The sequence below is a fragment of the Salinicola endophyticus genome (assembly GCF_040536835.1).
GTDB classification, from domain to species: domain Bacteria; phylum Pseudomonadota; class Gammaproteobacteria; order Pseudomonadales; family Halomonadaceae; genus Salinicola; species Salinicola endophyticus_A.
In genome coordinates this window covers 3,432,123-3,458,138 of sequence record NZ_CP159578.1, presented here as the reverse complement: position 1 = coordinate 3,458,138, position 26,016 = coordinate 3,432,123, and the positions used below count along the sequence as shown (strand labels likewise).

The window sequence follows — 26,016 nt, the reverse complement described above, 5'->3', positions numbered from 1 at the left end:
TAGGGCGAGGGCTAAGCGTCCTTTTCCACCCCCATTCCCTGCCGCCGGATAAGCCCACTTCGGCTATCGGCTGTGACAGGCTTGCCGAGTGTCTGGCTGGCGGACACGTTGCGGCAGGGCGATCGCCGCGCCCGAGGGCACGGCGAACGGCACTTCAAGCCTGGCTGGCGTAGGCGTAGAGCAGGGTTTCCTGGGCGCTGATCGGCTCGGCGTCACCGCTCTCCTGCAGGTGGTACTGTCCCTCGCTGTCGAGCACCCAGCTCTGGCAGTTATCGAGCAGGTAGGTATCGAGGTCCTTGCGCACCTGCTGGGCGACCTTCTTGTCGAGCAGCGGAAAACAGGTCTCGACGCGGTGGAACATGTTGCGTTCCATGGCGTCGGCGCTGGAGCACCACACCTCGTGGGCACCGTCGTTGCTGAAGTAGTAGACCCGGGTATGCTCGAGGAAGCGGCCGATGATCGAGCGCACGTTGATGTTCTCGGAGATACCCGGCACGCCGGGGCGCAGACAGCACATACCGCGGATGATCAGATCGCAGCGTACGCCGGCCTGTGAGGCGCGGTAGAGCGCGCGGATCAACTTGGGCTCGGTGATCGCGTTGCACTTGATCACCAGACGCGCCTTCTTGCCGCTCTCGGCCAGCTTGGCCTCGCGCTCGATCATCGCGATCAGGGTGTCGTGGAGGGTGAAGGGGGCGTGCAGCAGAGTGTTGATCTTGCGCGGTTTGCCCATGCCGGAGAGCTGCTGGAAGACGCGGTGGACGTCCTCGCAGAGCGCCTCGTTGGCAGTCATCAGGCTGTAGTCGGTGTAGAGCTTGGCGGTCTTGGCGTGGTAGTTGCCGGTGCCGAGGTGCGCATAGTGGCGCAGCTCACCCTTCTCGCGGCGCACGATGTGCATCATCTTGGCGTGGGTCTTGTAGGCCATCACCCCGTAGATGACGATGGCGCCGGCCTCCTGCAGGCGCGAGGCCAGTGCCAGGTTGTCGGCTTCGTCGAAGCGTGCCCGCAGCTCGATCACCACGGTCACCTCCTTGCCGCCACGCGCCGCTTCCACCAGCGCGCTGACGATCGAGGAGTCGGCGCCGGTGCGATAGAGCGTCTGCTTGATCGCCATCACGTCGCTGTCGCGGGCGGCCTGGCGCAGCAGCTCCTCGACCGGGGTGAACGACTGGAACGGATGGTGCAGCAGGATATCGCCCTGGCTGATCATCGAGAACAGGTTGACGTCGCCGCGCACCTGCTTGGGCAGCCCCGGGGTGAAGGAGCGGTAGCGCAGGTCGGGGCGCTGGACGTCATCCAGCACCGACATCAGCCGGGTCAGGTTGACCGGCCCGTTGACTCGATAGAGATCCGCCTCGCCGAGCTCGAACTGCCTGAGCAGGAAGTCGATCAGGTTGTCCGGGCAGTTGTCGGCCACTTCCAGGCGCACGCCGCTGCCGTAGCGCCGAGCCAGCAGCTCGCCGCGCAGCGCCGAGGCCAGGTCCGAGACCTCTTCCGGGTCGACCGAGAGGTCGGCGTTGCGGGTCAGGCGGAACTGGTAGCAGCCCTCCACCTCCATGCCCGGGAACACCTCATGCGCATGGGCGTGGATCATCGACGACAGGAACACATAGTCGGTGAAGCCCGCCTCGCACAGCGCTTCGGGCAGACGGATCAGGCGCGGCAGCGAGCGCGGCGCGGGCAGGATCGCAAGCCCCCCCTCGCGGCCGAAGGCGTCGGTGCCGTCGAGCTCGACGATGAAGTTGAGACTCTTGTTGACCAGCCGCGGGAAGGGGTGCGAGGGGTCCAGCCCGATCGGGCTGATCACCGGCGCGATCTCCTCCTCGAAGTAGTCGGCGACCCAGGCCGCCTGGGCCGGCGTCCACTGCGAACGGCGTCGGAAGCGGATGTTCTGCTCCTCCAGCGCCGGCACCAGGGCGTCGTTGAGAATATGGTACTGGCGGTCGACCTGCTCATGCGCAATGCGCGAGATCTCTTCCAGGGTGCGCGCCGGGGGCAGACCGTCGGCGCCCACCTCTTCGTTGGCCAGGGCCAGCTGGTGCTTGAGGCCGGCGACCCGGATCTCGAAGAACTCGTCCAGGTTGGAGGAGAAGATCAGCAGGAACATCAGCCGATTGAGCAGCGGATGCGAGGGGTCCAGCGACTGCTCGAGCACGCGGATGTTGAACTGCAGGTGCGACAGCTCGCGGTTGAAATAGAGCGTGGGATCGCTCAGGTCCGCCTGCGGCGAGGGGGTCGCCTTGGCGTGGATGCCCTTGCGGGTGCGGTTGACCCGCAGGGGCGGCGAGCTGCCGTCGTCGACCAGCCCGCTGGGGCTGGCGAGTTCTCGGCCTGGGCTGGGCGTGTCCTGGGTGTCCGTCATCGTCTGTTCTCCACAATGATGATGTCCCGCACCCGGGCGGACGCGCCCGCGGTGGTCAGGCGTTGAGTAGTTGCGCTGCGCGCTTGGCGAAGTAGGTGAGAATGCCGTCGGCACCGGCCCGCTTGAAGCAGGTGAGCGACTCCAGGATCACGCTGTCGGCGTCGAGCCAGCCCTTCTCGAAGGCGGCCATGTGCATCGCGTATTCACCGCTGACCTGATACACGAATGTCGGCACGCCGAACGATTCCTTGACCCGCTGGACCACGTCCAGATAGGGCATGCCCGGCTTGACCATCACCATGTCGGCACCCTCCTGGATGTCGAGGGCGGTCTCGTGGAGCGCCTCGTTGGTGTTGGCCGGGTCCATCTGGTAGCTGAACTTGTCGGCCTTACCCAGATTGCCGCTGGAGCCGATGGCGTCGCGGAAGGGGCCGTAGTACTTCGAGGCGTACTTGGCCGAGTAGGCCATGATCTGGGTCTCGTGGAGTCCTTCACGCTCGAAGGTGGCGCGAATCTCGCCGATGCGGCCATCCATCATGTCGGACGGCGAGATCACGTCGGCGCCGGCCTCGGCGTGCGACAGCGCCTGCTTGATCAGCGCCTCGATGGTGCGATCGTTCTGCAGGTAGCCGTGCTCGTCTGGAATGCCGTCCTGGCCGTGGGTGGTGTAGGGGTCGAGCGCCACGTCGGTGATGATGCCGAGCTCCGGGAAGCGCTCGCGCAGCGCGCGGATGGCGCGCTGGATGACCCCGTCCGGATTCCACGCCTCGGCACCGTCGGCGCTCTTCTTCTCCGGCGGGGTGAACGGAAACAGATCGATCGCCGGAATCCCCAGCGCCATCAGCTCTTCGGTTTCGCGCAGCAGCTCGTCGATCGACAGCCGCTCGACGCCGGGCATCGAGGGGACCGCCTCGCGGCGATTCTCGCCGTCGAGCACGAATACCGGCAGGATCAGATCGTCCGTGGTCAGGGCCGACTCCCGCGCCAGGCGGCGGGAGAACTCACGCTTGCGCAGTCGACGCATCCGGGTGGCGGGGTACTGACGGGACAGGGAATGACGCATGGGGATCTCCACAGAAGCGACGAGACGGGTGTGACACCGCCCCGCGACGCCGAAGGCAACGCTATCAGCGTCGAATGACAAAACGATGACATGAGCATCATGGGGTTTGCCCAGTATAACAACCCTGTGCCGGACAGGGCGGAGAGAACCGGGCGGAGAGAAGGAAACGGAGAGAGCGGCCGCGCGGGGCTCATCGGCCACGGCCATCGAGTCCCGGGCGGTGATCGGACCGCCAGGTCGGCGCTAGGCGTCTGCGTCTGCGTCTGCGTCGACGTGGGCGCGGCGCCGGCGTACCAGGCGTGCGAACATAATGCCGACTTCGAACAGCAGCCACATCGGCACCGCCAGCAGGCTCTGCGAGATGACGTCCGGCGGGGTCAGCAGCATGCCGACGACGAAGCAGATCAGGATCACGTAGGGGCGCTTCTTGGTCAGGCTCCTGACGTCGGTGATGCCGGTCCAGATCAGCAGGAAGGTGGCGATGGGGATCTCGAACGCCACGCCGAAGGCGAAGAACATCTTCAGCACGAAATTGAGATAGGCGTTGATGTCCGTCATCACCTGCACGTCCTGCGGGCCGGTGTGGACGAAGAAGCTGAACAGCAGCGGAAACACCACATAGTAGGCAAAGGCCGCACCGCAGTAGAACAGCACGATGCTCGATGCCAGCAGCGGAAAGGCGATGGCCTTCTCGTGGCGGTAGAGCCCCGGGGCGATAAAGGCCCAGGCTTGATACAGGATCACCGGTACGGCGGCGAAGATCGAGACCACCATGGTGAGCTTGAACGGCGCCAGGAACGGCGAGGTCACCTCGGTGGCGATCATGCGCGAGCCCGCTGGCAGCAGCGCGATCAACGGCTCGGCGACAAAACGGTAGATATCGTTGGAGAAGGCGTAGAGCACGGCGAAGATGGCGATCACCACGATCACCGCCTTCATCAGGCGCGAGCGCAGTTCGATGAGGTGCTCGATCAGCGGGGCCTGCGGCTGCTCTTCCTCCGGTGGGCGTGAGGCGTCACTCATCGGGTACTCGAATCCTTGTCCTCGGTACTGCTCGTCGGCGCCGGCAGGTCATCCGTGGCGCGTGGCAGCGGGTCGGCTGGGGGCGTCGCGGCGTCGGCCGCTGTCGAATCGGCCGATGTGGCGCGTGCCGTGCCGGGGCGGGCTTCATCGCTGCCGCGGCGAGCTTCGTCGGTACCGAGGGTCTTCTCGACCTCGTGCCGAGCACGACCCACGCCCTCGTCGAGCTGGCGCTGACCCTGCTCGACCTCCTGCCTGACCCGGCCGACGCCCTCGTCGAGCTTGCGCTGCTGCTCGGCGAGCTTCTGGCGCAGCTCTTCCGCCTCCAGCTGGGAGGTGATCTCGCGCTGCATGTTGGCGACGCTGCGGCGAATGCGGCCGATCCACAGCCCGGCGGTGCGGGCGGCAATCGGCAAGCGCTCCGGCCCCAGCACCAGCAGGCCTACGATGCCGATCAGCAGCAGTTCGAAAAAGCCGATATCGAACATCGCCGCTTACTTGCGCTCGGCCTTGTCGTCGGCGCCCGACTTGATCTCGTCGCTATCGAAGCGGCTGTCCTGGGACGCCTGCTGGGAGTGGTCGATACGCTGCTGGGCGGTACTCTCGGACTTCTCTTTCTCGTCCTCGTCGTGCATCGCCTTCTTGAACCCTTTCACCGCGCCGCCCAGATCGCTGCCGACGTTGCGCAGTTTCTTGGTGCCGAAGATCAAGATGATGATCCCGAGCACGATCAGCAGCTGCCAGATACTGATACCACCCAACATAACCTTACTCCTTGAGGCGTGCGCCGAGGCGCTTACACGATTGATGCTTGATAGAGCTTACCGGCTTGGCTGCCGCGCCGCCTTCTCGTCCAGGCCGGAGACGCCGAAGCGTCGGGCCAGCTCGTCGAGCACGGCACGATGGTCGACCTCCAGATGCGAGAGCATGACCAGACTGTGGAACCACAGATCGGCGACTTCGCCGACGAGCGCCTGCCGACTCTGCTCATCATCGGCCTTGACGTCCTTGGCGGCAAGCAGCGTCTCGGTCGCCTCTTCGCCCACCTTCTCCAGGATCTTGTTGAGACCCCGGTGATGAAGCTGTGCGACGTAGGAGCTTTGCGGGTCGGCGTCGCGGCGCTCGGCGAGCACGGCGGCCAATTGTTCGAGAGTATCACTCATGAGATGACAATCCTGAGTCTAGGCTTTGTACGAAAACTGTCTGCGCTCGACAATACGGCGTCAAAAATCAGCTCAATGTGCTCATTTACAGCTCGTAAACTCCGCTTTTTCGCCAATTTTTTCCTTGTCTTGCCTTCGCTCCCCGACTTTTCGTGCAAACCCTAAATAAGCGGTTCGCAGGCGCGGGCCGCGGTGGACGGCCCGCGCTCAGCGCCAGGCGAGCAGCGCCACTCCCAGTACGGCGGCGACCACCACCGGCCACGGCTGCTGTTCGGCCCAGCCGAGCATCGGCTGCCAGCCCAGCGCCAGCGCCAGCAGCAAGAGCCCCAGGCGTAGCCGTCGGGCGCGCGCGCTGGCACGTTCGAAGCGCAGCTGCAGGCCACTCAGCGCGGCGGTCTGCTGGCGCCGCTGGCGGCGCTGCTCCTCGCGCTCGGAGAGCGCCTGGTGGGCCAGCACCGGCAGCTCCGGCAACTGATGTGCCAGCTCCGGGGCGTGTTTCTTGAGCGTCTGCCAGAAGCCCTTGGGGCCGGCGCGTTCGCGCATCCAGCGCTCGAGATAGGGCCGCGCGGTGCTCCACAGATCGAGATCCGGATAGAGCTGGCGCCCCAGCCCTTCGATATTGAGCAGAGTCTTCTGCAGCAGCACCAGCTGCGGCTGCACTTCCATGTGGAAACGGCGTGCGGTCTGGAACAGGCCCAGCAGCACCTGGCCGAAGGAGATGTCCTTGAGCGGCTTCTCCAGGATCGGCTCGCACACCGCACGGATCGCCGAGGCGAACTCGTTGGCCCGGGTGCCTTCGCCGACCCAGCCGGACTCGATGTGCAACACCGCCACCTCGTAGTAGTCCTGGCGGAAGAAGGCGAGCAGGTTACGCGCCAGGTAGTCCTGGTCTTCCCGCGTGAGACTGCCGACGATGCCGCAGTCGATGGCGATATAGCGCGGCTCGGTGGGATTCTCGCGGGAAACGAAGATGTTGCCGGGGTGCATGTCGGCGTGGAAGAAGTTGTCGCGGAACACCTGGGTGAAGAAGATCTCCACGCCGCGCTCGGCGAGCTTCTTGAGGTCGGTGCCCTGGGCCTTGAGCGCTTCCACGTCGGCCACCGGAATGCCCTCGATGCGCTCCTGTACCATCACCTGGCGATGGGTCAGCGACCAGTAGATGCTGGGCACGTAGAGCAGTGGCGAGCTCTGGAAGTTGCGCTTGAGCTGCGAGGTGTTGGCCGCTTCCTTGTTGAGATCGAGCTCGTCGAACAGCGTCGCTTCGTAGTCCTGGACCACCTCGACCGGGCGCAGGCGGCGCGCCTCCGGCACCCGGCGCAGTAGCCGTGCCACGGTATAGAGCAGGCCGATGTCTTCGCGCATGGTGCGCTCGATGCCGGGGCGGATGATCTTGACCACCACGCGCTCGCCGCTATGCAGCTCGGCGGCATGCACCTGGGCGATCGAGGCCGAGGCCATGGGCTCGGTCTCGAAGCTGGCGAAGGCTTCGGTGACCGGCTTGCCCAGCTCCTTCTCGACCATGGCGCGGGCGGTTTCGCCGGGGAATGGCGGCACCTGGTCCTGCAGCCGCTTGAGCTCGTCGGCGATGTCCGGCGGCAGCAGATCGCGTCGGGTCGAGAGCATCTGGCCGAACTTGACGAAGATTGGCCCCAGCGACTCCAGTGCCAGCCGCAGCCGCTCGCCGCGGGTGTGGCTGCCGGTGGGGATGAGCCGGGCCGGGGCGAAGCGCCACAGCCAGCGCAGCACCGGCGGCAGACGCTCCTGGGGCACCAGGGTGTCGAGCCGGTAGCGTGAGACGGTCCAGGCGATACGCATCAGCCGCAGACTCATGGGCGCGGCTCCTGTGCGGCACTGGCCGTGTGTTCGCGCTCGAGACGGGTGACCCGCGCCGAGATACGGTCGATGCGCAGGCGTAGCGCGCTCAGGGCATCACGCGCGACCTCGAGCTGATCCTGTCCGGGCACCAGCCGCGCTTCCTCGAACAGATACTCGCGCCAGTCCTGCTGCCACTCGCCGGCGCTGGCTCGCGCCTGGCGGGTCAGATAGCCGAGCCCGCGGGCCAGGCCGTGGGCCGGCGTGGCGCCGAGGGTCTGGGCCAGCGCGCCCTCCCAGTCGAGGTCGAGGTCGAGCAGCAGCGTCTGCAGCGGCGCCAGCATGCCGGTATCGCCACTGACGTCGAGATCGCCGTTGAACAGCAGACGCTCCAGCGAATCGCCGGCGACCCAGCGCTCGAGCACGTGGCGGTCGACGCCGATCACCAGGTCGTCGTGCTGCTGCCAGTCGCTGATCCGGGAGAGGCGTATGCCGGTGTCGGTGAAGCCCATCCGCAGCGCCAGTGGCGGGGTGGCGCTCACCAGGCGCAGGCTGCGGCCGGCGAGGGGGCGCAGGCGTGCGGGGGTCGCGGGGTCCCGCGCCAGCAGACGCGCGATGGCCCGCTCCGCGGCCACCAGCGTGAAGTTGTCGACCACGCCAGCCATGCTCAGAGCTTGATGCCGCGGTGCAGGGCGACGATGCCCCCGGTCATGTTGGTGTACTCGACGCGTTCGAGTCCGGCGGCCTGCATCATGCCCTTGAGCGTCTCCTGGTCCGGATGCATGCGGATCGACTCGGCCAGATAGCGGTAGCTGTCGGCGTCGTTGGCGACCAGCCGCCCGACCTGCGGCAGTACCCGGAACGAGTACTGGTCGTAGGCCTTGGAGAGCAGGCCATTGACCGGTTTGGAGAACTCCAGCACCAGCAGACGCCCGCCGGGCTTGAGTACGCGGGTCATCGAGCGCAGCGCGGCATCCTTGTCGGTGACGTTGCGCAGGCCGAAGGCGATGGTGATGCAGTGGAAACTGTTGTCGGGGAACGGCAGACTCTCGGCGTTGGCCTGCACGTACTCGACGTTGTCACCGACGCCGCTGTCGATCAGCTTGTCACGCCCGACCCGCAGCATCGAGGCGTTGATATCGGCCAGCACCACCCGGCCGCTGGGGCCGACGCGCTTGGCGAACTGGCGCGTCAGATCGCCGGTACCGCCGGCGATATCGAGCACCCGATGGCCGGCGCGGACCCCGCTGCGCTCCAGGGTGAGATGTTTCCATAGCCGATGGATACCCAACGACATCAGGTCGTTCATCACGTCGTAGCGCGCGGCCACCGAATGGAAGACGTCCGCCACCCGGGCGGCCTTCTCCTCGACTGCGACCTGCTCGTAGCCGAAGTCGGTCGTGCGCTTGTCCATGTGCTTCTCCCCGAAAAGACGCTGTAGATCGCCGCGCGAACGCCGTCAACGGCGGCCGCGGCGAGGGCAGGCGGGACGAGTCTTCGCTGACTCGGTCGATGGTGCATTGTAGCGTCTGGCCCGGGCCTTGTCTTTGCGCCGCGGCGCCGCGTCCTCACACCTGATGGATCTGGATCGTGCTCGGCTCGCGCGAGGCCCCGGCCTGTGCCAGCCGCGCCAGGTAGTCGGTCCAGCGTGCCTCCTGTTCGGTCGCCAGCTCGTAAAGGTAGTCCCAGGTGTAGAGACCGCTGTCGTGGCCGTCGTCGAAGTGCAGCTTGAGCGCATAGCGCCCGGCCTGAGTGACGTCGAGCAGCCCGACATGGCGCTTGCCGGTCTGTAGTACCGCTTCGCTGGGGTGATGTCCCTGCACCTCGGCCGAGGGCGAGTAGACCCGCAGCAGCTCGATCGCCAGGCGGTAGCTGCTGCCGTCGGCATAGCCGAGTTCGAGCTCACGGTCACGCTTGTGGTAGTGCACGCGGGTGGGGACGGGGGCGGACATGGCGAAACCTCCTGGCGCGGTGCAGGCGCCCATGTGAAGAAGACGAGCGGCGCGACGGACGACGCCCGCAAGCCCCGAGACGTCGCAGGCCATCAGGCCTTAGAACGCCTTTCACAACCGCTAGAAGACGTGGGCTCATCCGGTGGCAGGGCGTCGCGAGGGCGCTGTGAACCCCTCCCTGGGCGCTACCTTTGCCATCCCTGGCAAAGGACCCTCGCTTTGCCCTGCCCCCGGCGCCCATCGTCAGAGGGGCTGGAAATAGGCGCTATGTGTATCGAGTCCTGCGGGCGTCGAGGCCGCGTGGCGATATGGCTGCGGGCACGCGCTTGGCATGCCCGCGGCGCTCGGAATTACAGAATATAGCGCGACAGATCCTCGTCCACCGCCAGCTCGCCGAGCTGGGCGTCGACGTAGGCGCCATCCACCACCAAGGGGCTCGTGAAGTCGCCGCCCTGGTAAGAGGCCTCCTCGAGCAGCCGCTCCATCACCGTGTGCAGGCGGCGCGCGCCGATGTTCTCGGTGCCGTCGTTGACCTGCCAGGCGATCTCGGCGATCCGCGCGATGCCGTCTTCGGTGAACTGCACCTCCAGCCCTTCGGTGCCGAGCAGCGCTTGATACTGCTTGGTCAGCGCCGCCGAGGGCTCGGTCAGGATGCGCTTGAAGTCGTCCGGGGTCAGGGCGGTGAGCTCGACCCGTATCGGCAGGCGCCCCTGCAGCTCGGGGATCAGGTCCGAGGGCTTGGAGAGGTGGAAGGCGCCGGAGGCGATGAACAGGATATGGTCGGTGCGCACCATGCCGTGCTTGGTGGAGACGGTGGAGCCCTCGATCAGCGGCAGCAGATCACGCTGCACGCCCTCGCGGGAGACGTCGCCGCCGCTGCCGCCGGACTCGCCGCGCTTGGCGACCTTGTCGATCTCGTCGAGGAACACGATGCCGTTCTGCTCCACCGCTTCCAGCGCGCGCTGCTTGATCTCCTCCTCGTTGACCAGCTTGGCGGCTTCCTCGTCCTGCAGCAGCTTCCACGCCTCCTTGACCGTGACCCGGCGGCTCTCCGTCTTCTGCTTGCCCATGTTGGCGAACAGGCTCTGCAGCTGGTTGGTCATCTCCTCCATGCCCGGCGGGGTCATGATGTCGATGCCCTGGCTCGCCGGCGTGACCTCGATATCGATCTCCTTGTCGTCGAGCTGGCCTTCGCGCAGTTTCTTGCGGAACACCTGGCGCGTGCCGGAGTCGTCGCGACCGCTGTCGTACTCGCTGCCCCGCGGGCGCGGCAGCAGGGCATCGAGAATGCGCTCCTCCGCGGCATCCTCGGCCTTGTTGCGGACCTCGGTCTTGGCCTGCTCGCGCACCATCTTGATCGACATTTCCATCAGGTCGCGCACGATCGACTCGACGTCGCGGCCGACGTAGCCGACCTCGGTGAACTTGGTCGCCTCGACCTTGAGGAAGGGGGCGCCGGCGAGCTTGGCCAGACGCCGCGCGATCTCGGTCTTGCCCACGCCGGTGGGGCCGATCATCAGAATGTTCTTGGGCACGATCTCGCCGCGCATGTCGGCGTCCAGGCGCATGCGGCGCCAGCGGTTGCGCAGGGCGATCGCCACCGCGCGCTTGGCGTCGTGCTGGCCGATGATGTACTGGTCCAGCGAATGGACGATCTCGCGTGGGGTCATCGCCGACTGCGTGTCGGTCGGTGCCGGGAGGGCGTTCTGGGTATCCTGGGTCATGGCACTCGCTCTCGTCACAGCTCTTCGAGCGTGATGTGGTGATTGGTGAAGACGCAGATGTCGGCGGCGATGTTGAGCGACTTCTCGGTGATGTCGCGGGCGCCGAGCTCGGTGTTCTCGAGCAGTGCGCGGGCCGAGGCCTGGGCGAAGTGCCCGCCGGAGCCGATGGCGATGATGCCGCGCTCCGGTTCGACCACGTCACCGTTGCCGGTGATGATCAGCGAAGCGCTCTTGTCGGCCACCGCCAGCATCGCTTCGAGGCGGCGCAGGGCACGGTCGGTACGCCACTCCTTGGCCAGCTCCACCGCGGCCTTGGTCAGGTGGCCCTGGTACTTCTCGAGCTGGGCCTCGAAGCGTTCGAACAGGGTGAAGGCGTCGGCGGTGCCGCCGGCGAAACCGGCCAGAACCTGGCCACGATAGAGCCGGCGGACCTTGCTGGCATTGCCCTTCATCACCGTGTTGCCCAGCGATACCTGGCCATCTCCCGCCAGCGCGACCTGGTCGCCACGGCGCACGGATACGATTGTGGTCATCAAGCTACTCCTTATGGCGCGCCGTCGGGAGCCGATCTGAAACGATCCGCCGCGACCGCTGTGGGTCGGGCGGCCGGCAACCACCCGACGGCGCCGAAAAAGACGCGCGGCATCGCGAGATCGCGATGCGCCGTGCTGGCAGAGGTGCGGGCAGTCGGGACGGAAATCAAGCTAAGCGGGTTATCGAAGGTGGCGGGGCGGCCGATCTATGAGCGCCTTTCACAACCGCTAGACGACGTGGGCTTATCCGGCGGCAGGGCGTCGCGAGGGCGCTGTAAACCCTTCCCTGGGCGCTACCTTTGCCATCCCTGGCAAAGGACCCTCGCTTTGCCCTACCCCCGGCGCCCATCGTCGGATGGGGTTGGAAATGGGCTCTAATCTGGATAGATAGGTCGAAGACGGGAAAAGAGCTGGTTGGGTAGGAGCGTGGGAAGATGCGTGGGCAGCGCCTCTCCGCCCCGGATCGATCGGCTTGAGCGATCCAAGGCGGGCAGGGCGGAAAGACTTCCGGGCCAACTAGGCCCGGGGCAGACAAGATCCCAGAGGAGAGAGCCCGTAAGGTTTGTACGAAAAGTCGGCGAGCGCAGGCAGTTTTCGTACAGAGCCTAGTTCTGCAGCCGGATCATCAGCGGCTCGATACCCTGTGTCACCATCAGATCCTGGGCCCGATTGAGCTCGCGGGTATCGCGATAGGGGCCGACCTGGACCCGGTGCCAGATCTGATTGCCGTTGGCGCGCACGTCGGTGATCTTGGCCAGCAGACCGAAATCCTTGAGCCGGTTGGCGAGCCGTTCGGCATCGGCGATATCGCGGAACGATGCCGCCTGCAGCATGTAGCTGCCGGTCGCGGCGGGCTGCTTGGTCTGGTTGGCGGCATCGTCGGCCGCTGCCTCCTGGTTGGCCTTGGCGGTGGCCTCGGGGCTGCTGCTACTGCTGCTGTTCGGCGCGATCACCTCGGTTTCCGGCAGCAGGGTGTAGAACTCGAAGGTGGGCGTGGCCGGCTGGGCGCTGCTGGTGCCTGCCTTGCCGCTCTCGCTGCCGCCGCCGCTGGACGCGCTGCTGCTCGACTGGCTGGCCGGCTTGGGTACCACTGCGGCCACCGGCTCCGGCGAGGTGTGATCGAGATACTGCGACAGCGCGAAACCGCCGATCAGGCCGGCGATCGCCCACAGCCAGCCGGGGATACCGCTGACCCCCTGGCTATTGCCTGAACTGCGCGCGCGGGCGCGGGTAGTCGCGCCCTTGGGCGCGGCACGTGAGTTCTGCGCGGGGCGTCTGGCCATCCTCTACATCTCCTCGGGGGCACTGACGCCGAGCAGCGCCAATCCATTGCTGATCACCTGGCGCGCGGCCAGACCCAGGGCCAGGCGCGCGTTGCGCAGTCCGGCATCGTCGACCATGACTTTCTGGGCGTTGTAGCAGGTGTGGAAATCGCTCGCCAGATCGATCAGGTACTGGGCGATCTGGTGCGGCTCGCAGGCCTCGGCGGCGCGCTCCACGGTGTCGGGGTAGCGCGCCAGGCGGTTCATCAGCGCCTTCTCCTGCTCGGCGTCGAGACGCTCCAGATTGGCCATGGCGGTGGCGTGGTCGAATGCCAGACCGTCGCGCTCCGCCTTGCGCAGCACGCTGCAGACCCGGGCATGGGCATACTGGATGTAGTAGACCGGGTTGTCGTTGGTCTGCGAACGGGCCAGATCGATATCGAAGGTGAGCTGCGAGTCGGCGCGGCGCGCGGCGAGGAAATAGCGCGTGGCATCGCGCCCGACCTCGTCGATCAGATCGCGCAGGGTGACATAGCTGCCGGCGCGCTTGGAGAGTTTGACCTCGACCCCGGAGCGTGTCACCAGCACCATCTGGTGCAGCACGTAGTCGGGCCAGCCCTGGGGGATGCCGACCTCGAGCGCCTGCAGCCCGGCGCGTACCCGGGTCACCGTGGAGTGGTGATCGGCGCCCTGCTCGTCGATCACCCGGGTGAAGCCACGCTGCCACTTGTTGTGGTGGTAGGCGACATCCGGCACGAAGTAGGTGTAGCTGCCGTCGGACTTGCGCATCACCCGGTCCTTGTCGTCACCGAATGCGGTAGTGCGCAGCCAAAGGGCGCCGTCGGCTTCATAGGTGTGGCCGTTGGCGATCAGTTGCTCGACCGTCTCCTCCACCCGGCCCTCGGCGTAGAGCGAGGACTCGAGGAAGTAGACGTCGAACTCGACCTCGAACGCCTTGAGGTCGAGATCCTGCTCGCGGCGCAGGTAGGCCACGGCGAAGGCGCGGATCGCCGCCTCGTCCTCGGGGTCGGCGGCAGCGGTCACCTCGCGGTCGTCGGCGGTCACCGTCTCGCCGGCCAGGTAGGCCTTGGCCACGTCGGCGATGTAGTCACCGCGATAGCCGTCCGCCGGCCACTCGGCATCCTCCGGGGTGAGGCCGTGGACGCGGGCCTTGACCGAGCGCATCAGGTTGTCGATCTGGGCCCCGGCATCGTTGTAGTAGAACTCCGAGGTGACATCGTAACCGGTGGCCTCGAGCAGACGGCTCAAGCAGTCGCCGATCGCCGCGCCGCGGCCGTGGCCGACGTGCAGCGGGCCGGTGGGGTTGGCCGAGACGAACTCCACCTGCACCTTCTCGCCGGCACCCTTGAGGCTGCGACCGAAGGTGTCGCCGGCGTCGAGGATGGCGCTGACCACGCCGGCGATGGCGTCGGTGGCGGCGAAGAAGTTGATGAACCCGGGCCCGGCGATCTCCACCTGACGCACGGCGTCGCTCGCCGGCAGCGCCGCGACCAGCTTGTCGGCCAGCTCGCGCGGCTTGAGGCCGGCCGGCTTTGCCAGCACCAGGGCGAGGTTGGTGGCGTAGTCGCCGTGGGCCTTGTCGCGGGCCGGGTCGACCTTGATCGCCGGCGTGACGTCGGCCGGCAGCTCGCCGCGCTGTTTGAGTGCCGCGACGGCGTCGTCGAGCAGTTGGATGATCGTCTCTTTCATGGCCTGCTTCGTAGTCGTGGGGCCTGTCGCCCGGGGCATGGTCACCCGAGCTTGGCGCGGGTAAAAGGCCGCCATTATCGATGATTGCGCACGGGCTTTAAACCCTGATGCGCCGGCCACCGGCGAGATGTCGAGCGAATACGGGGCCGCTCAGCTCAGGCTCATCGGGTCGACATCCAGTGACCAGCGCACCCGGCGCGAGCTCTCCTGCTCCAGTCGCGCGACCAGCCAGGCGGCGGCCTCGTGCAGCGCGCTGCGGCGCTCGGCGCTCAGCATCAGCTGGACATGGTAGCGGTTCTGGCGCCGCTCCATGGGTGCCGGCACCGGCCCCAGGGCGTGCACCGGCGAGCCGTGTGTGGCTAGCCACTCGCGCAGCGCCTCGCCGGCGGCCTCGGCGGTGGCCTGGGCGTCGGCCTCCTTGACCGCCTCGAAGCGTGCCAGCGCCAGGTGGCGATAGGGCGGCAGCGCGGCCAGGCGACGCTCTTCCAGCAGCTGGTAGGCGAGGGCGTCGTAGCCGCTGTCTGCCAGCAGGCGCAGATTGGGGTCGTCCGGGTGCAGCGTCTGTACCAGCACGCGGCCGGGGCGCTCGGCGCGGCCGGCGCGGCCGGCGACCTGGATCAGCAGCTGGGCGCTCTGTTCCAGGGCGCGGAAATCGCTGGCGTAGAGTCCGGCGTCGGCGTTGACCACCACCACCAATGTGACGTGGGGCAGATGGTGGCCCTTGGCCAACATCTGGGTGCCGACCAGCAGACTCGGCTCGCCGCGGCGGATCTCGCCGAGCACCTGATCGAGTGCCTCCTTGCGCCGGGTGCTGTCGCGATCGATGCGATAGATCGGCGTCTTGGGGAAGAGTGTCGTCAGCGTCTCCTCGGTGCGCTCGGTACCGGCGCCCAGGGGGCGCAGGTCGGCGCTGCCGCAGCTGGGGCAGGCATCCGGCTGCGGCTGCTGGTGCTCGCAGTGGTGGCACACCAGGCGCGGCGGTTGGCGATGCAGCGTGAGGCGCGAGTCGCAGTGGCGGCATTCGGCGATCCAGCCGCATTGATGACAGGCCAGCGAGGGCGAGAAGCCGCGCCGATTGATGAATACCAGCACCTGCCCCTCCGCTGCGAGGGCCTGGCGGATCGCCTCGATCACCGGCGGGATCAGCCCGCCCTGGCGTACGCGGCCGCGCAGGTCGGTCAGCTCCAGCCGCGCCGGGGCGTGGCGGCTGGCGCGGGTGGTCAGGCGCAGATGTCGGTAGCGCCCGCTGCGCGCCTGGGCCAGGCTCTCCAGTGACGGCGTGGCGCTGCCCAGCAGGATCGGGATGCCCTCGCGGTGGGCGCGGGCGATGGCGAGATCGCGGGCGTGGTAGCGCAGGCCATCCTGCTGCTTGAACGAGCCGTCGTGCTCCTCGTCGACGATGATCGCACCGGGCCGCGCCAGCGGGGTGAAGATCGCCGAGCGGGTGCCGATGATCACCGGCGCGCGACCGCTGCGCGCGGCCTCCCAGGCGTCCAGGCGCTCGAGGTCGGTGAGCCCGGAGTGCAGCGACACCACCGGCACCCGGAAACGCTTGCGAAAGCGCGCCAGGGTCTGCGGGGTCAGGCCGATCTCCGGCACCAGCACCAGCGCCTGCCTGCCTTGGCCGAGCACGGCTTCGATCAGCTGTAGATAGACCTCGGTCTTGCCGCTGCCGGTGACGCCGTGGAGCAGGCAGGGGTGATAGCGATCGAGCCCTTCGTGCAGTGCCGCCAGCGCCGCCGCCTGCTCGCGGTTGAGGGTCAGCGCCGGGGTCGCCAGCAGTGGCCCGGATGGCGCCGCCGATGCGGTCAGCGGCTCTTCGTGGCAATTGACCAGGCCGCGCCGAGCCAGGCCCTGCAGCTGGGCCCGGGTGAAACCCTGGGCGCTGACCGCGCTGGTGACCAGGCCGTGGCGATGCTGGGCGAGCAGCGTGACCAGCTCGCGTTGACGCGGCGCGCGGGCGAGCTGTTCAAGCGCTGTCGCCTCCGGGGTCTCCAGGCGCCAGCGTTCGCGGGTGCGCGCTTCCAGCGGGCGGCCCTGGCGTAGTGGTCCCGGCAGGGCGTTGTGCAGGGTGTCGCCCAGCGCATGCTGGTAGTAGCGCGCGGTGAATTCGCACAGCCACAGCCAGTCCGCCGGCAGCGGTTCGGCATCGAGGCAGGCGACGATCGGCTTGAGCTGGGCCAGTGGCAGGTCGCTCTCGGCGGCGCAGGCGATGACGATGCCCACCAGCTCGCGGCGTCCGAAGGGGACCTTGACCCGGATGCCGGCGCGCCAGCCGCCCGCAGGCGGGGCGCCTGCGGGGCGGTAGTCGAACAGCCGGCGCAGCGGGGTGGGTACGGCGACCCGCAGCACGCGCGCCTGCGTGGCCGGCGCTGCGGCGTCGGGCTTGAAATCTGCCAATTGGCCTCCATCCAGAACAGTGCTAGAATGCTGCGCCTTCCGACGTAGGGTGCGTCTTTTATCCGAGGTGGCGCCGCCGGGCAAGTCCGGTGCCGCGAAACTTCGGGATTCCAGGCGTTCCGGTCGCGCGGGAGTCAACCGCTAATCCCTATCCGTGTACGGTGCCTGGCAAACGATCAGGTGGCGGTACACTGCCAGCGAGGCTTCACGATGAAACAGGCTATTCACCCCGAATACAAGAAGGTCACCGCGACTTGCTCCTGCGGTGCGACTCACAGCGTCGGTACCACGGCGAGCGAAGATTTCCATATCGACGTCTGCTCCCAGTGCCACCCGTTCTACACCGGCAAGCAGAAGCAGGCGACCACCGGTGGTCGCGTCGAGCGCTTCAACAAGCGCTTCGGTGCTGCCGTGCGTCGCGGCTGAACGACGTCACGCCGAGCGCTCGCGCTCGGCCCGGTCGCTGACCGAAACGTCGCTGACCGACAACAATGCCCCGGCCCTGGCCGGGGCATTGTCGTTCTGGCCCTCCTGTCTTGCCTGGCTCTACGCGTGCCTGGCTCGATCCACGCCTCTTCGAGCGCTGTTCTCTTCTTGTCTTTGATCCTCTCGTCTCCCTTCTTCTTTCTCTTCCGAGCAGCGTCCGGTGCCGGTGCCGGTGTCGGCTCCCCGGCGAGCAGCAGTACGCAAGGCGCGTGGGCGTTGCAATAAGGGATGCTCTATGGCTGGTCGGTCAGATATAAGTTGCAGCAAATGGCTGCGATATGAGTCAAAAAGGTATTCAATGGTCGCCAAGCTCCAACAATGTGTTCGCGTTGTCCGGGGCGGGGTTTTCCGTTAGGCTGGCGCCACCCAATGACCTGGATACGAGAAAAAGCTCATGAGTGACGACAAGCGCCAGGCTGCGCTCGACTACCACGCCAAGCCTTTTCCGGGAAAGCTCTCGGTCGAGCTGACCAAGCCGACGCAGACCGCCAAGCATCTGGCGCTGGCCTATAGCCCGGGCGTCGCCGAGCCGTGTCGCGAGATCGCTGCCAACCCCGAGGATGCCTATCTCTACACCGGCAAGGGCAACCTGGTCGCAGTGGTGTCCGACGGCAGCGCCATTCTGGGGTTGGGCAATCTGGGCCCGCTGGCGAGCAAGCCGGTGATGGAGGGCAAGGGCGTGCTGTTCAAGCGCTTTGCCGGCATCAACTCGGTGGATATCGAGGTCGAGGCGGATTCCCCCCAGGAGTTCATCGATACCGTCGCCAACATCGCGCTGAGCTGGGGCGGGATCAATCTCGAGGACATCAAGGCCCCGGAGTGCTTCGAGATCGAAGCCGCGCTCAAGGCGCGCTGCAACATTCCGGTGTTCCACGACGACCAGCACGGCACCGCCATCGTCACCGCGGCGGGGCTGCTCAATGCCCTCGACATCGCTGGCAAGACCCTGGATGCGGCACGCATCGTCTGTCTCGGCGCCGGCTCGGCGGCGATCGCCTGCATGAAGCTGCTGCTGGAGTGCGGCGCCCGCGCCGAGAACATCTACATGCTCGACCGCAAGGGCGTGATTCATGCCGGGCGTGACGATCTCAACGCCTACAAGGCGCAGTTCGCCACCCCGACCGATCGCCGCACCCTGGACGATGCCATCGAGGGGGCAGACGTCTTCGTCGGTCTCTCCGGCCCCAACCTGCTCAATGCCGAGCAGCTCAGCCGGATGGCCGCCGACCCGGTGGTGTTCGCCTGCTCCAACCCGGACCCGGAGATTCATCCGGACCTGGCGCGCCAGACCCGCAGCGACGTGATCATGGGGACAGGGCGCTCCGACTACCCCAACCAGGTCAACAACGTCCTCGGCTTCCCGTTCATCTTCCGTGGTGCACTCGACGTGCGCGCCACCACGATCAACGAAGCGATGAAGATCGCCGCGGTGCATGCGCTCAAGGATCTGGCGCGGGAGCCGGTGACCCAGGAGGTGCTCGACGCCTACGAGCTCGACGCGCTCTCCTTCGGCCGGGGTTACATCATCCCCACGCCGGTGGATTCGCGCCTGCTCGAACGCATCCCGGCCGCCGTGGCCCAGGCCGCGATCGACAGCGGCGTGGCATGCAAGCCTTATCCGGCGCACTATCCGCTGAAAAGCGTCAAGGATATCTACGGCTAGTACGACCGCCGTGGCGTTCTAGATGACATCACTGCCGCCCCTCGGGGCGGCAGTGTCGTTTGGGACATCTGTGAGAACCGGCGCTCGCCGGGTGTGTCTGCGTGGTGTGGTTGCGGCGCCCGCCGGGCTCACCAGCTGTACACTCACCAGCTATACACTCACCAGCTATACACTCACCAGCTATACAACAGCGACACCGAGGTGGTGGTGTCGGTGCGGGCGTCGGCGTCCGGCGGCGGGTGGGTGTTGCTCTTGACGTCGTAGGCGACACGCAGCGCCAGATGCGAGTTGAGCTGCGAGGTGATGGTCGAGAGCGAGCGCGTGGTCACACTGATATGGGTCGCTTCCACCGACATCTCCTGGTCGAAGGAGATGTCCTCGCTGAAGTTGTAGGTGTAGTCGAGTGCCGAGTAGGCCAGCGGCAGATCGTCGCTGCCCTTGTTGTCGTCGGCATAGTCGTCGTGGCGATAACCCGGGCCGACCTCGGCGGAGAGGGTATGGGTGGGGCCGTTGAGCAACTGACGGCCGTAACCGCCGATGGTGGTGAACTGCCAGGCGTAGCCGCTGAAGCGGTCGCGCTCCCAGCGGGCGAAGCCGAATAGATAGTTGTCGTCACTCAGCTCGTAGCGCTCGCGTCCGGCGACCAGATACTGCTCGCTGGTGGTGTTCTCGTTGTCCTGCACGCTGCGCGTCTCGGCGCGAAACGTGTGGGTGAAGCGCCCGGTCAGCCAGGTCAGGCGCCCCTTGGCCAGCAGCGTCTGGGTATTGCTGTTGCCGGTCAGGCGGGTGTAGCCGAGTTCCGCGCTACCGCTGAAGTTGGGCGTTTCGTCATCGGGCGCCGGTGGCGCGTAGAACAGATCGGCGGACGCGCTCGAGGCCAGCAGGCAGGTGGCGAGCAGCAGCCAGCGGCAGCGGGGCAGGGGCATGACATCTCTCCCGGCATGGGGGCGACGAACGGTGGTACTGAAACCGGCCCTCGGGCCCGGCCCGAGGGCCGCCACGACGGGCGTGGCGGGGTCTACGGCGGGGCGGCAGTCACGCCACCCGAGGCGCTTCAGAAGATCGCCTCGTAGGTGCCGGTGCCTTGGGAGCCGCTCTGGTCCTCCAGCTCCGGCTTGATGCCGCGCGGCTGGTAGTCCGGCACGTTCTGCTTGCGGAAGATCTCGTTGATGCCACCGGGCTGATCGTCGTGCAGACGCTTGCCGGTATCGGGGTCGATACGCACGCTGACGATATCTGCCGGCGCTTCCGGAATCACCTGCGGTGTGCCCTTGAGCGCCGGCCCCATGAACGCCTTCCAGATCGGCAGGGCGGCCTGGGCGCCATACTCGGCGGTGGTCGAGTTGTCGTCCTTGCCCACCCAGACGGTAGTCACCAGCGAGTTGTTGAAGCCGGAGAACCAGGCGTCGCGCTGGTCGTTGGTGGTGCCGGTCTTGCCTACGATGTCGGCGCGGTTGAGCGACAGTGCGCCGCGTCCGGTGCCTTTCTCGATCACGTCGCGCAGGATGCTGCGCAGGATATAGAGCGCATCCGGCTCGACCACCCGGGGGGCGATGCGGCGTGGTTCGCCGTCGACCTCGGTCTGGGTGGCGTCGGCGGCGCAGTCACGGCAGGCGACCAGCGGGTTGGCCTCCTCGACCACGGTGTTCTGGCTGCCCTGGGTGATCTTGTCGATGTACCAGGGCGATACCTGGAAGCCACCGTTGGCCAGCACCGCGTAGGCGTTGGCGATCTCCAGGGGGGTCAACGAGGCGCTGCCCAGCGCCAGCGACAGGCCGTGGGGCAGGCGGTCGCGGGAGAAGCCGAAACGCTCGAGGAAGTTGAGCGCGTTGTCGAGCCCCAGCGACTGCAGCACGCGGATCGTCACCAGGTTGCGCGAAGTGTAGAGACCCACGCGCAGCCGAGTGGGGCCGAGGAAGCGCTGCTCGGCATTCTCCGGACGCCAGTCGTCGGCGCCGAACTGCTCCATCACGATGGGCGCATCGTTGATGATGGTCGCCGCAGTCATGCCGCCCTCTTCCAGCGCGGCCAGATAGACGAACGGCTTGAAGTTGGAGCCGACCTGGCGCTGGGCCTGGATGGCGCGGTTGAACTTGCTGGCGGAGAAGCTGAAGCCGCCCTGCAGCGCCTCGATCGCACCGGTCTTGGGATCGAGCACCACGATCGCGCCCTCGGCGCCGGGGCGCTGGCCCAGACGCCAGTGGTCGCCATCGCGCAGGATGCGTACCAGATCGCCACGGCTGGCGATGGCCGCGGCGTTGGCCGGCACGCCGCCACGCCACTTGGCGCTGTGATACTCCCGCGCCCACTTGAGGCCGTCCCAGTCGAGGGTGATCACCTTGCCGTCGGCATCGAGCACGCGCATCTGCTTGCCCTCGGTGGAGACCACGATGGCCGGCTGCAGCGGGCCGTAGGCGGGCGTACGCTCGAGTACCTTGAGCCAGTTGCTGACGTCACCTTCGACGCCCTGGATCGTCGCCTGGCTGCTCTGGGCCGCCTGGCGTGCGGTCTGGATCACCTCGGGGGACTCCGACAGCTCCTCCTCCAGGCCCTTGCGCTCGGTGCGGTCCTGGGCCTCGACCAGACTCGGCGGGACGTCCTTCTCTTCCGGTCCGCGCCAGCCGTGGCGGGTGTCGTAGTCGATCAGCCCTTGCACCAGGGCATTACGGGCCTCGGTCTGCAGCCGGCTGTCGAGGGTGGTGGTGATGCGGATATTGTCGGTATAGGCCTTGTCGCCGAAGCGCTCGACCGCGTAGCTACGCGCCATCTCGGCGACGTAGGGGGCATCGACCTCGGTCTGGGCGATATGCCGGCTGGCGGTGATCGGCGCCTTGACCGCCTTGTCGTAGGCGGCCTGGTCGATGAAACCGAGATCGCGCATGCGATAGAGGATCCAGTTACGCCGGATCAGCGCGCGCTCGGGGTTGGCCAGCGGGTTGAAGCTGGAGGGCGCCTTGGGCAGGCCGGCGATCATCGCGTACTGCGGCAGGGTCAGCTCGTTCAGAGGCTTGCCGTAGTAGGTGTTGGCGGCGGCAGCGACACCGTAGGAGCGGTTGCCCAGATAGATCTTGTTGACGTAGAGCTCGAGGATCTCGTCCTTGCTCAGGATCTGCTCCATCTGCAGCGCCAGCAGGATCTCGCGAATCTTGCGGGTGAAGGTCTGATCGAGCGTCAGCAGATAGTTACGCGCCACCTGCATGGTGATGGTGCTGCCCCCGGACTGGATGTCGCCGCTGGAGGCGAGCTCGACGGCGGCGCGCGCCAGCCCCTTGGGGTCGACCCCGGGGTGGGTGAAGAAGCTGGCATCCTCGGCCGCCAGCAGGGCGTCGATCAGCGGCTTGGGAATCTGATCGAAGCTCACCGGCATGCGGCGCTCCTCGCCGTACTCGCCGATCAGCTTGCCATCCTCGGTATAGATGCGCAGCGGCGTCTGCAGTTCGTAGTTCTGCAGCTGGTGGACATCCGGCAGCCCCGGGGCGAAGTAGAGCGCGGCACCGACCACCGCCAGCAGGGCGCCGGCGCCTAGCGAGAGCAGCAGCCAGAAGGCGGTGGACAGTAGGCGGGTAAAGAGCTTCATGGGCAGAGTGCAATTCCTTGACGGAGGTCGGTGCGGCCGGTCGCGCGTCAGCCATCCCTGGCCTTGAGGATGTCGAACCAGCGGGCATTATATGGACGCGACCGAATTGGGGCCAGTTTCCACCCCCTCGGTTCCTGCAAGCAGCGCGCATTCTGTGTAACGAAATGTCTCAAGTCGGCCGCCGACCCGCCGTTAAATGGGATTGGGATGATCGCGTCCCCTACTTTCGCTGCCCGCTAGGGAAATGCTGAATAAATCGACGAGCGAGATGAAGCGCGAGGCGCATGGAGCGCAGAAAACGAGACATAACATGAAGTTAGGCGAGTTTTCGAGTACCACGCAACGAAGCGATTCGCTCGCGCAGGCATTTATGCAGCGTTTCCATTGGGTTGCCTGGCGAGGTAAGACAGTGCTGCCCCCGAAAAGGTCCCTGAAGTGCTACGCCTGAAACGATCCCAGAGAGGCCTGGTCGGGGTCGATATCACCTCCGCCACGGTCAAGCTGCTCGAGCTGGAGCGCCACGCCGGGCGTCTGCGAATCGATAGCTATGCCGTACGCCCGCTGCGCGAGGGGGCGGTGGTGGAGCGGCGTATCCGCGATCAGCGCGAGGTCGTCGATACCCTCAAGCGGGCGGTCGAGCACGGCCGGCTCAAGTCGCGTCGGGCGGTGGTGGCGGTGCCCAACTCTGCCGCGATCACGCGCAAGCTGACGCTGCCCGCCTCGCTCAGCGACGAGGATATCGAGGCGCGTATCCAGATGGAATCGGAGAAGTACGTGCCGTTTCCGCTCAACGAGGTCGCCTTCGACTTCCAGCGTCTGGGCCGCCATCGGCGCTACGAGGACCAGCAGGAGGTGATGCTGGTGGCCTGCCGGGTGCAGGATATCGAGTTGCTCACCGCGACCCTGTCAGAGGCCGGTCTCGAGGCGGTGGCGGTGGATGTAGAGGGGTTCGCGCTGGAGCGCATGTGGCGCGATATGGCGAGCCAGTTCGACAGCCCCGACGCCGATGCCGTGGCGCTGGTCGATATCGGCGCCAACCTGTGCGCCTTTCACGTGCTCAAGGGCGGCCGCATCGTCTATAGCCGAGACAATCTGTGCGGCGGGCGCCAGCTCACCGACGCCATCAGTCGTCGCTACCGTATCAGCTTCGAGGAGGCGGGGCGGGCCAAGAAGCGTGGCGGCCTGCCCGATGACTATCGTCAGCAGGTGCTGACCCCCTTCATCGATACCTTGATCCAGCACATCGGGCGTTCGCTGCAGCTCTACTATACCGCCGCGGGTCAGCAGGAGATCCGTCAACTGGTGCTCGCCGGCGGCTCCTGCGTGCTGCCGGGCTTCGTCGATCGGCTGCGCGCCCAGAGCGGGTTGGAGGCGACGTTGGCCAATCCGTTCGGCGGGATGCGCGTGCATCCGCGCCTGGATGTCGATGCCCTGGCCGCCGACGCGCCGGCGATGCTCACCGCCTGTGGGCTGGCCATGCGGGTACGCGCATGAGCATCGAGATCAACCTGCTGCCGTGGCGCGAGCGTGAGCGCGAGCAGCGTACCCGGCGCTTCCAGCGAGGCGTGCTGCTGGCACTGCTGCTGGGGCTGGTCGCCGGCGGGCTGATCGCCCTGCACCAGCAGGCGCTGGTGCGCGCGGAGCAGGCCCGCCTGGGGATGATCGAGCGCCATACTCAGCAATTGACCCGGGACATCGAATCGGTGCGCGACTTTCGCCGCCTGCGCCAGCGCATGCTCGAGCAGATCGACCTGATCGGCACGCTGCAGGCGAGCCGGCCGCTCACCGTCGAGGTGTTCGACCAGCTCACCGCCACGCTGGTCGATGGCGTCCACTACACCAAGCTGGTGCGTGACGATCACACCCTCGAGCTCGACGGCATCGCCGCTTCCAATCGTCAGGTCTCCGAGCAGATGCGGCGTCTCGCCGCCAGCCCGGTGCTGGGGGTGCCGTTGCTCTCCGATGTCAGCGCCGGTGACGGCGCCGATGCGCCGCGACGTTTCCAGATGAGCGTCGAGGAGCAGCCGGCGACGGACGCCACCCACGCACCCGCGGCGTCGGCACCATGAGGGCGCTGCGGCGGTGCCGGCAGCGGCTGCGCGGCTGGGGGCAGGATCAGGCGCGTCAGCTGCGCGAACTGCCCTGGCGCGAGCTCGACCTCAAGGAGTCGGGCACCTGGCCCACCAGCCTGCAGGGATTGATCGCGCTGGCGGTGTTCACGCTGGCCCTGCTGGCCATGCAGTGGCTGCTGGCGTCATCGCCGCGGGCCGAGCACGCGCGTCTCGAAGCGCAGGAGACGCAGGCGCTCTCGCGCTTCGAGACGCTCTCCTATCAGGCGATCAATCTGCCGATGATGCGCCAGCAGATGGGCGAGCTGAAGACGCGCATGCAGCGCGTGCTCGAACAGTTGCCGAGTGATGCCGAGGTGCCCGCGCTGCTGGATGCGATCAGCGACGCCGCCCGCGAGCAGCAGTTGAGTATCGACAGCATCAAGCTCGAGCCGGCGGTGGCGCGCGAGTTCGTGTTCGAGCAGCCGTTCGATATCCAGGTGCGCGGCGGCTATCACCAGATCGCCGCCTTCCTGGCCCAGGTCGCCGCCATGCCGCGCATCGTCACCCTGCACGACTTCACCCTGGCGCCGGTGGAGGGCTCGCCCACGCTGCGCCTGAAGATGCTGGCCAAGACCTACCGCTACCGTGAGACGGATGACGCCGGCGACACGGAGGGCGGGTCATGATTTGGCGAGGGCGTCCGTGGCTGGTGCTGGCGTGTGCCGCCCTGCTGGCCGGCTGCGGCGATGCGCATCTGGACGCGCTGGAGCAGCAGCTGCAGACGCTGCGTCAGAAGCCGGAGGGCAAGATCGCGGCGCTGCCGGAGATGCCCAGCTACGCGGTGGCGAGCTATCACGGCAGTGCCCTGCGCAGCCCCTTTGCCCCCGCCGGGCAAACGCTCGAGGTGCCGGTGGCGCCGGCCGAGCCCCGCGTGAAGCGCGAGCGTCAGCCGCTCGAGGCGTTTGCGCTGGAGAGCCTCGCCCTGGTGGGCACGCTGAGCGTGGGCGACACGCCCTCGGGTTTGATTCGGGCCCCGGACGGGCGTCTCTACCGGGTCTTTATTGGCGACTATCTGGGGCGCGATCAGGGGTGCGTCACGCAGATCACGCGGCGCAGCCTGAGCCTGGTGGAGCGGGTGCGCGACACCCAGGGGGCGTGGCGCGAGCGTACCCGGCAGTTGAGTCTGACCGCGAGCGGTGACCGGGACGCCGAGTCGCCGCGGGATCCGGGATGAGGGC

The 26,016-nt window shown here is 67.0% G+C and carries 23 protein-coding genes; 6 read left to right on the top strand and 17 right to left on the bottom strand.

Going from position 1 to position 26,016, the window contains the following annotated elements; all coding sequences use genetic code 11:
- Nucleotides 1–154 precede the first annotated feature (154 nt).
- From ppk1 to ABV408_RS15590, 15 genes are all read right to left on the bottom strand, one after another.
- The gene (gene ppk1 / locus ABV408_RS15660; protein WP_353979812.1) at nt 155–2,362 is read right to left on the bottom strand and encodes a polyphosphate kinase 1; all 2,208 of its coding nucleotides are present in this window, start codon (nt 2,360–2,362) and stop codon (nt 155–157) included.
- Between the two features lie 55 nt (nt 2,363–2,417).
- Nucleotides 2,418–3,425, bottom strand: coding sequence for a porphobilinogen synthase (hemB, locus tag ABV408_RS15655; RefSeq protein ID WP_353979811.1), 1,008 nt, complete (start codon nt 3,423–3,425; stop codon nt 2,418–2,420).
- A gap of 243 nt (nt 3,426–3,668) precedes the next feature.
- Entirely contained in the window at nt 3,669–4,448 is a 780-nt protein-coding gene (gene tatC, locus ABV408_RS15650) for a twin-arginine translocase subunit TatC (protein ID WP_353979810.1), read from the bottom strand.
- Nucleotides 4,445–4,933 carry a Sec-independent protein translocase protein TatB gene (gene tatB, locus ABV408_RS15645; RefSeq protein ID WP_353979809.1) on the bottom strand — a complete coding sequence of 163 codons (489 nt, stop codon included), beginning with the start codon at nt 4,931–4,933 and terminating at the stop codon, nt 4,445–4,447. The genes tatC and tatB overlap by 4 nt, the downstream gene beginning before the upstream one ends.
- Before the next feature lie 6 nt (nt 4,934–4,939).
- Nucleotides 4,940–5,209 (bottom strand): Sec-independent protein translocase subunit TatA, encoded by a 270-nt coding sequence (gene tatA, locus ABV408_RS15640; RefSeq protein WP_353979808.1) that lies wholly within the window; start codon nt 5,207–5,209, stop codon nt 4,940–4,942.
- Nucleotides 5,210–5,266: 57 nt separating this feature from the next.
- Nucleotides 5,267–5,608, bottom strand: a complete 342-nt coding sequence (locus tag ABV408_RS15635; protein WP_353979807.1) for a phosphoribosyl-ATP diphosphatase — start codon at nt 5,606–5,608, stop codon at nt 5,267–5,269.
- Between the two features lie 207 nt (nt 5,609–5,815).
- Entirely contained in the window at nt 5,816–7,438 is a 1,623-nt protein-coding gene (gene ubiB / locus ABV408_RS15630) for a ubiquinone biosynthesis regulatory protein kinase UbiB (RefSeq protein ID WP_353979806.1), read from the bottom strand.
- On the bottom strand, nt 7,435–8,085 hold the full coding sequence (locus tag ABV408_RS15625) for an SCP2 sterol-binding domain-containing protein (RefSeq protein ID WP_353979805.1): 651 nt from the start codon (nt 8,083–8,085) through the stop codon (nt 7,435–7,437). Before ABV408_RS15625 ends, ubiB begins: the two co-directional genes overlap by 4 nt.
- A 2-nt stretch (nt 8,086–8,087) precedes the next feature.
- A complete protein-coding gene (gene ubiE / locus ABV408_RS15620) occupies nt 8,088–8,834 on the bottom strand; it encodes a bifunctional demethylmenaquinone methyltransferase/2-methoxy-6-polyprenyl-1,4-benzoquinol methylase UbiE (RefSeq protein ID WP_035475680.1) in 747 nt (248 codons plus the stop codon).
- A gap of 154 nt (nt 8,835–8,988) precedes the next feature.
- On the bottom strand, nt 8,989–9,372 hold the full coding sequence (locus tag ABV408_RS15615; RefSeq protein WP_353979804.1) for a DUF971 domain-containing protein: 384 nt from the start codon (nt 9,370–9,372) through the stop codon (nt 8,989–8,991).
- Nucleotides 9,373–9,722: 350 nt separating this feature from the next.
- Nucleotides 9,723–11,096, bottom strand: a complete 1,374-nt coding sequence (hslU, locus tag ABV408_RS15610) for an ATP-dependent protease ATPase subunit HslU (protein ID WP_353979803.1) — start codon at nt 11,094–11,096, stop codon at nt 9,723–9,725.
- 14 nt (nt 11,097–11,110) lie between these two features.
- Entirely contained in the window at nt 11,111–11,629 is a 519-nt protein-coding gene (gene hslV / locus ABV408_RS15605) for an ATP-dependent protease subunit HslV (protein WP_035475675.1), read from the bottom strand.
- Nucleotides 11,630–12,234: 605 nt separating this feature from the next.
- Nucleotides 12,235–12,912 (bottom strand): SPOR domain-containing protein, encoded by a 678-nt coding sequence (locus ABV408_RS15600; protein WP_353979802.1) that lies wholly within the window; start codon nt 12,910–12,912, stop codon nt 12,235–12,237.
- 3 nt (nt 12,913–12,915) lie between these two features.
- Nucleotides 12,916–14,601, bottom strand: coding sequence for an arginine--tRNA ligase (gene argS / locus ABV408_RS15595; protein WP_353979801.1), 1,686 nt, complete (start codon nt 14,599–14,601; stop codon nt 12,916–12,918).
- A 150-nt stretch (nt 14,602–14,751) separates the two neighbouring features.
- Complete coding sequence (locus tag ABV408_RS15590; RefSeq protein ID WP_353979800.1) at nt 14,752–17,001, bottom strand: primosomal protein N'; 2,250 nt, start codon at nt 16,999–17,001, stop codon at nt 14,752–14,754.
- Nucleotides 17,002–17,211: 210 nt separating this feature from the next.
- Here ABV408_RS15590 and rpmE point away from each other — a divergent pair, with 210 nt between their 5' ends.
- Nucleotides 17,212–17,427 carry a 50S ribosomal protein L31 gene (gene rpmE, locus ABV408_RS15585; RefSeq protein ID WP_035475666.1) on the top strand — a complete coding sequence of 72 codons (216 nt, stop codon included), beginning with the start codon at nt 17,212–17,214 and terminating at the stop codon, nt 17,425–17,427.
- Between the two features lie 454 nt (nt 17,428–17,881).
- A complete protein-coding gene (locus ABV408_RS15580) occupies nt 17,882–19,150 on the top strand; it encodes a malic enzyme-like NAD(P)-binding protein (protein WP_285950444.1) in 1,269 nt (422 codons plus the stop codon).
- Nucleotides 19,151–19,323: 173 nt separating this feature from the next.
- Here ABV408_RS15580 and ABV408_RS15575 read toward each other — a convergent pair whose 3' ends face one another.
- Nucleotides 19,324–20,076, bottom strand: a complete 753-nt coding sequence (locus ABV408_RS15575) for a DUF481 domain-containing protein (protein ID WP_353979799.1) — start codon at nt 20,074–20,076, stop codon at nt 19,324–19,326.
- Nucleotides 20,077–20,204: 128 nt separating this feature from the next.
- Complete coding sequence (locus tag ABV408_RS15570) at nt 20,205–22,727, bottom strand: penicillin-binding protein 1A (protein WP_353979798.1); 2,523 nt, start codon at nt 22,725–22,727, stop codon at nt 20,205–20,207.
- A gap of 435 nt (nt 22,728–23,162) precedes the next feature.
- On the opposite strand from ABV408_RS15570, the gene pilM reads away from it, so the two are divergent.
- The 4 genes from pilM to ABV408_RS15550 are packed head-to-tail and all read left to right on the top strand — an operon-like array spanning nt 23,163 to nt 26,012.
- Nucleotides 23,163–24,221, top strand: a complete 1,059-nt coding sequence (gene pilM / locus ABV408_RS15565) for a type IV pilus assembly protein PilM (RefSeq protein WP_353979797.1) — start codon at nt 23,163–23,165, stop codon at nt 24,219–24,221.
- Nucleotides 24,218–24,796 (top strand): PilN domain-containing protein, encoded by a 579-nt coding sequence (locus ABV408_RS15560; protein WP_353979796.1) that lies wholly within the window; start codon nt 24,218–24,220, stop codon nt 24,794–24,796. Before pilM ends, ABV408_RS15560 begins: the two co-directional genes overlap by 4 nt.
- Nucleotides 24,793–25,464 carry a type 4a pilus biogenesis protein PilO gene (locus ABV408_RS15555; protein ID WP_353979795.1) on the top strand — a complete coding sequence of 224 codons (672 nt, stop codon included), beginning with the start codon at nt 24,793–24,795 and terminating at the stop codon, nt 25,462–25,464. Before ABV408_RS15560 ends, ABV408_RS15555 begins: the two co-directional genes overlap by 4 nt.
- Nucleotides 25,461–26,012, top strand: coding sequence for a pilus assembly protein PilP (locus ABV408_RS15550; RefSeq protein ID WP_353979794.1), 552 nt, complete (start codon nt 25,461–25,463; stop codon nt 26,010–26,012). Before ABV408_RS15555 ends, ABV408_RS15550 begins: the two co-directional genes overlap by 4 nt.
- The last annotated feature ends 4 nt before the right edge of the window (nt 26,013–26,016 follow it).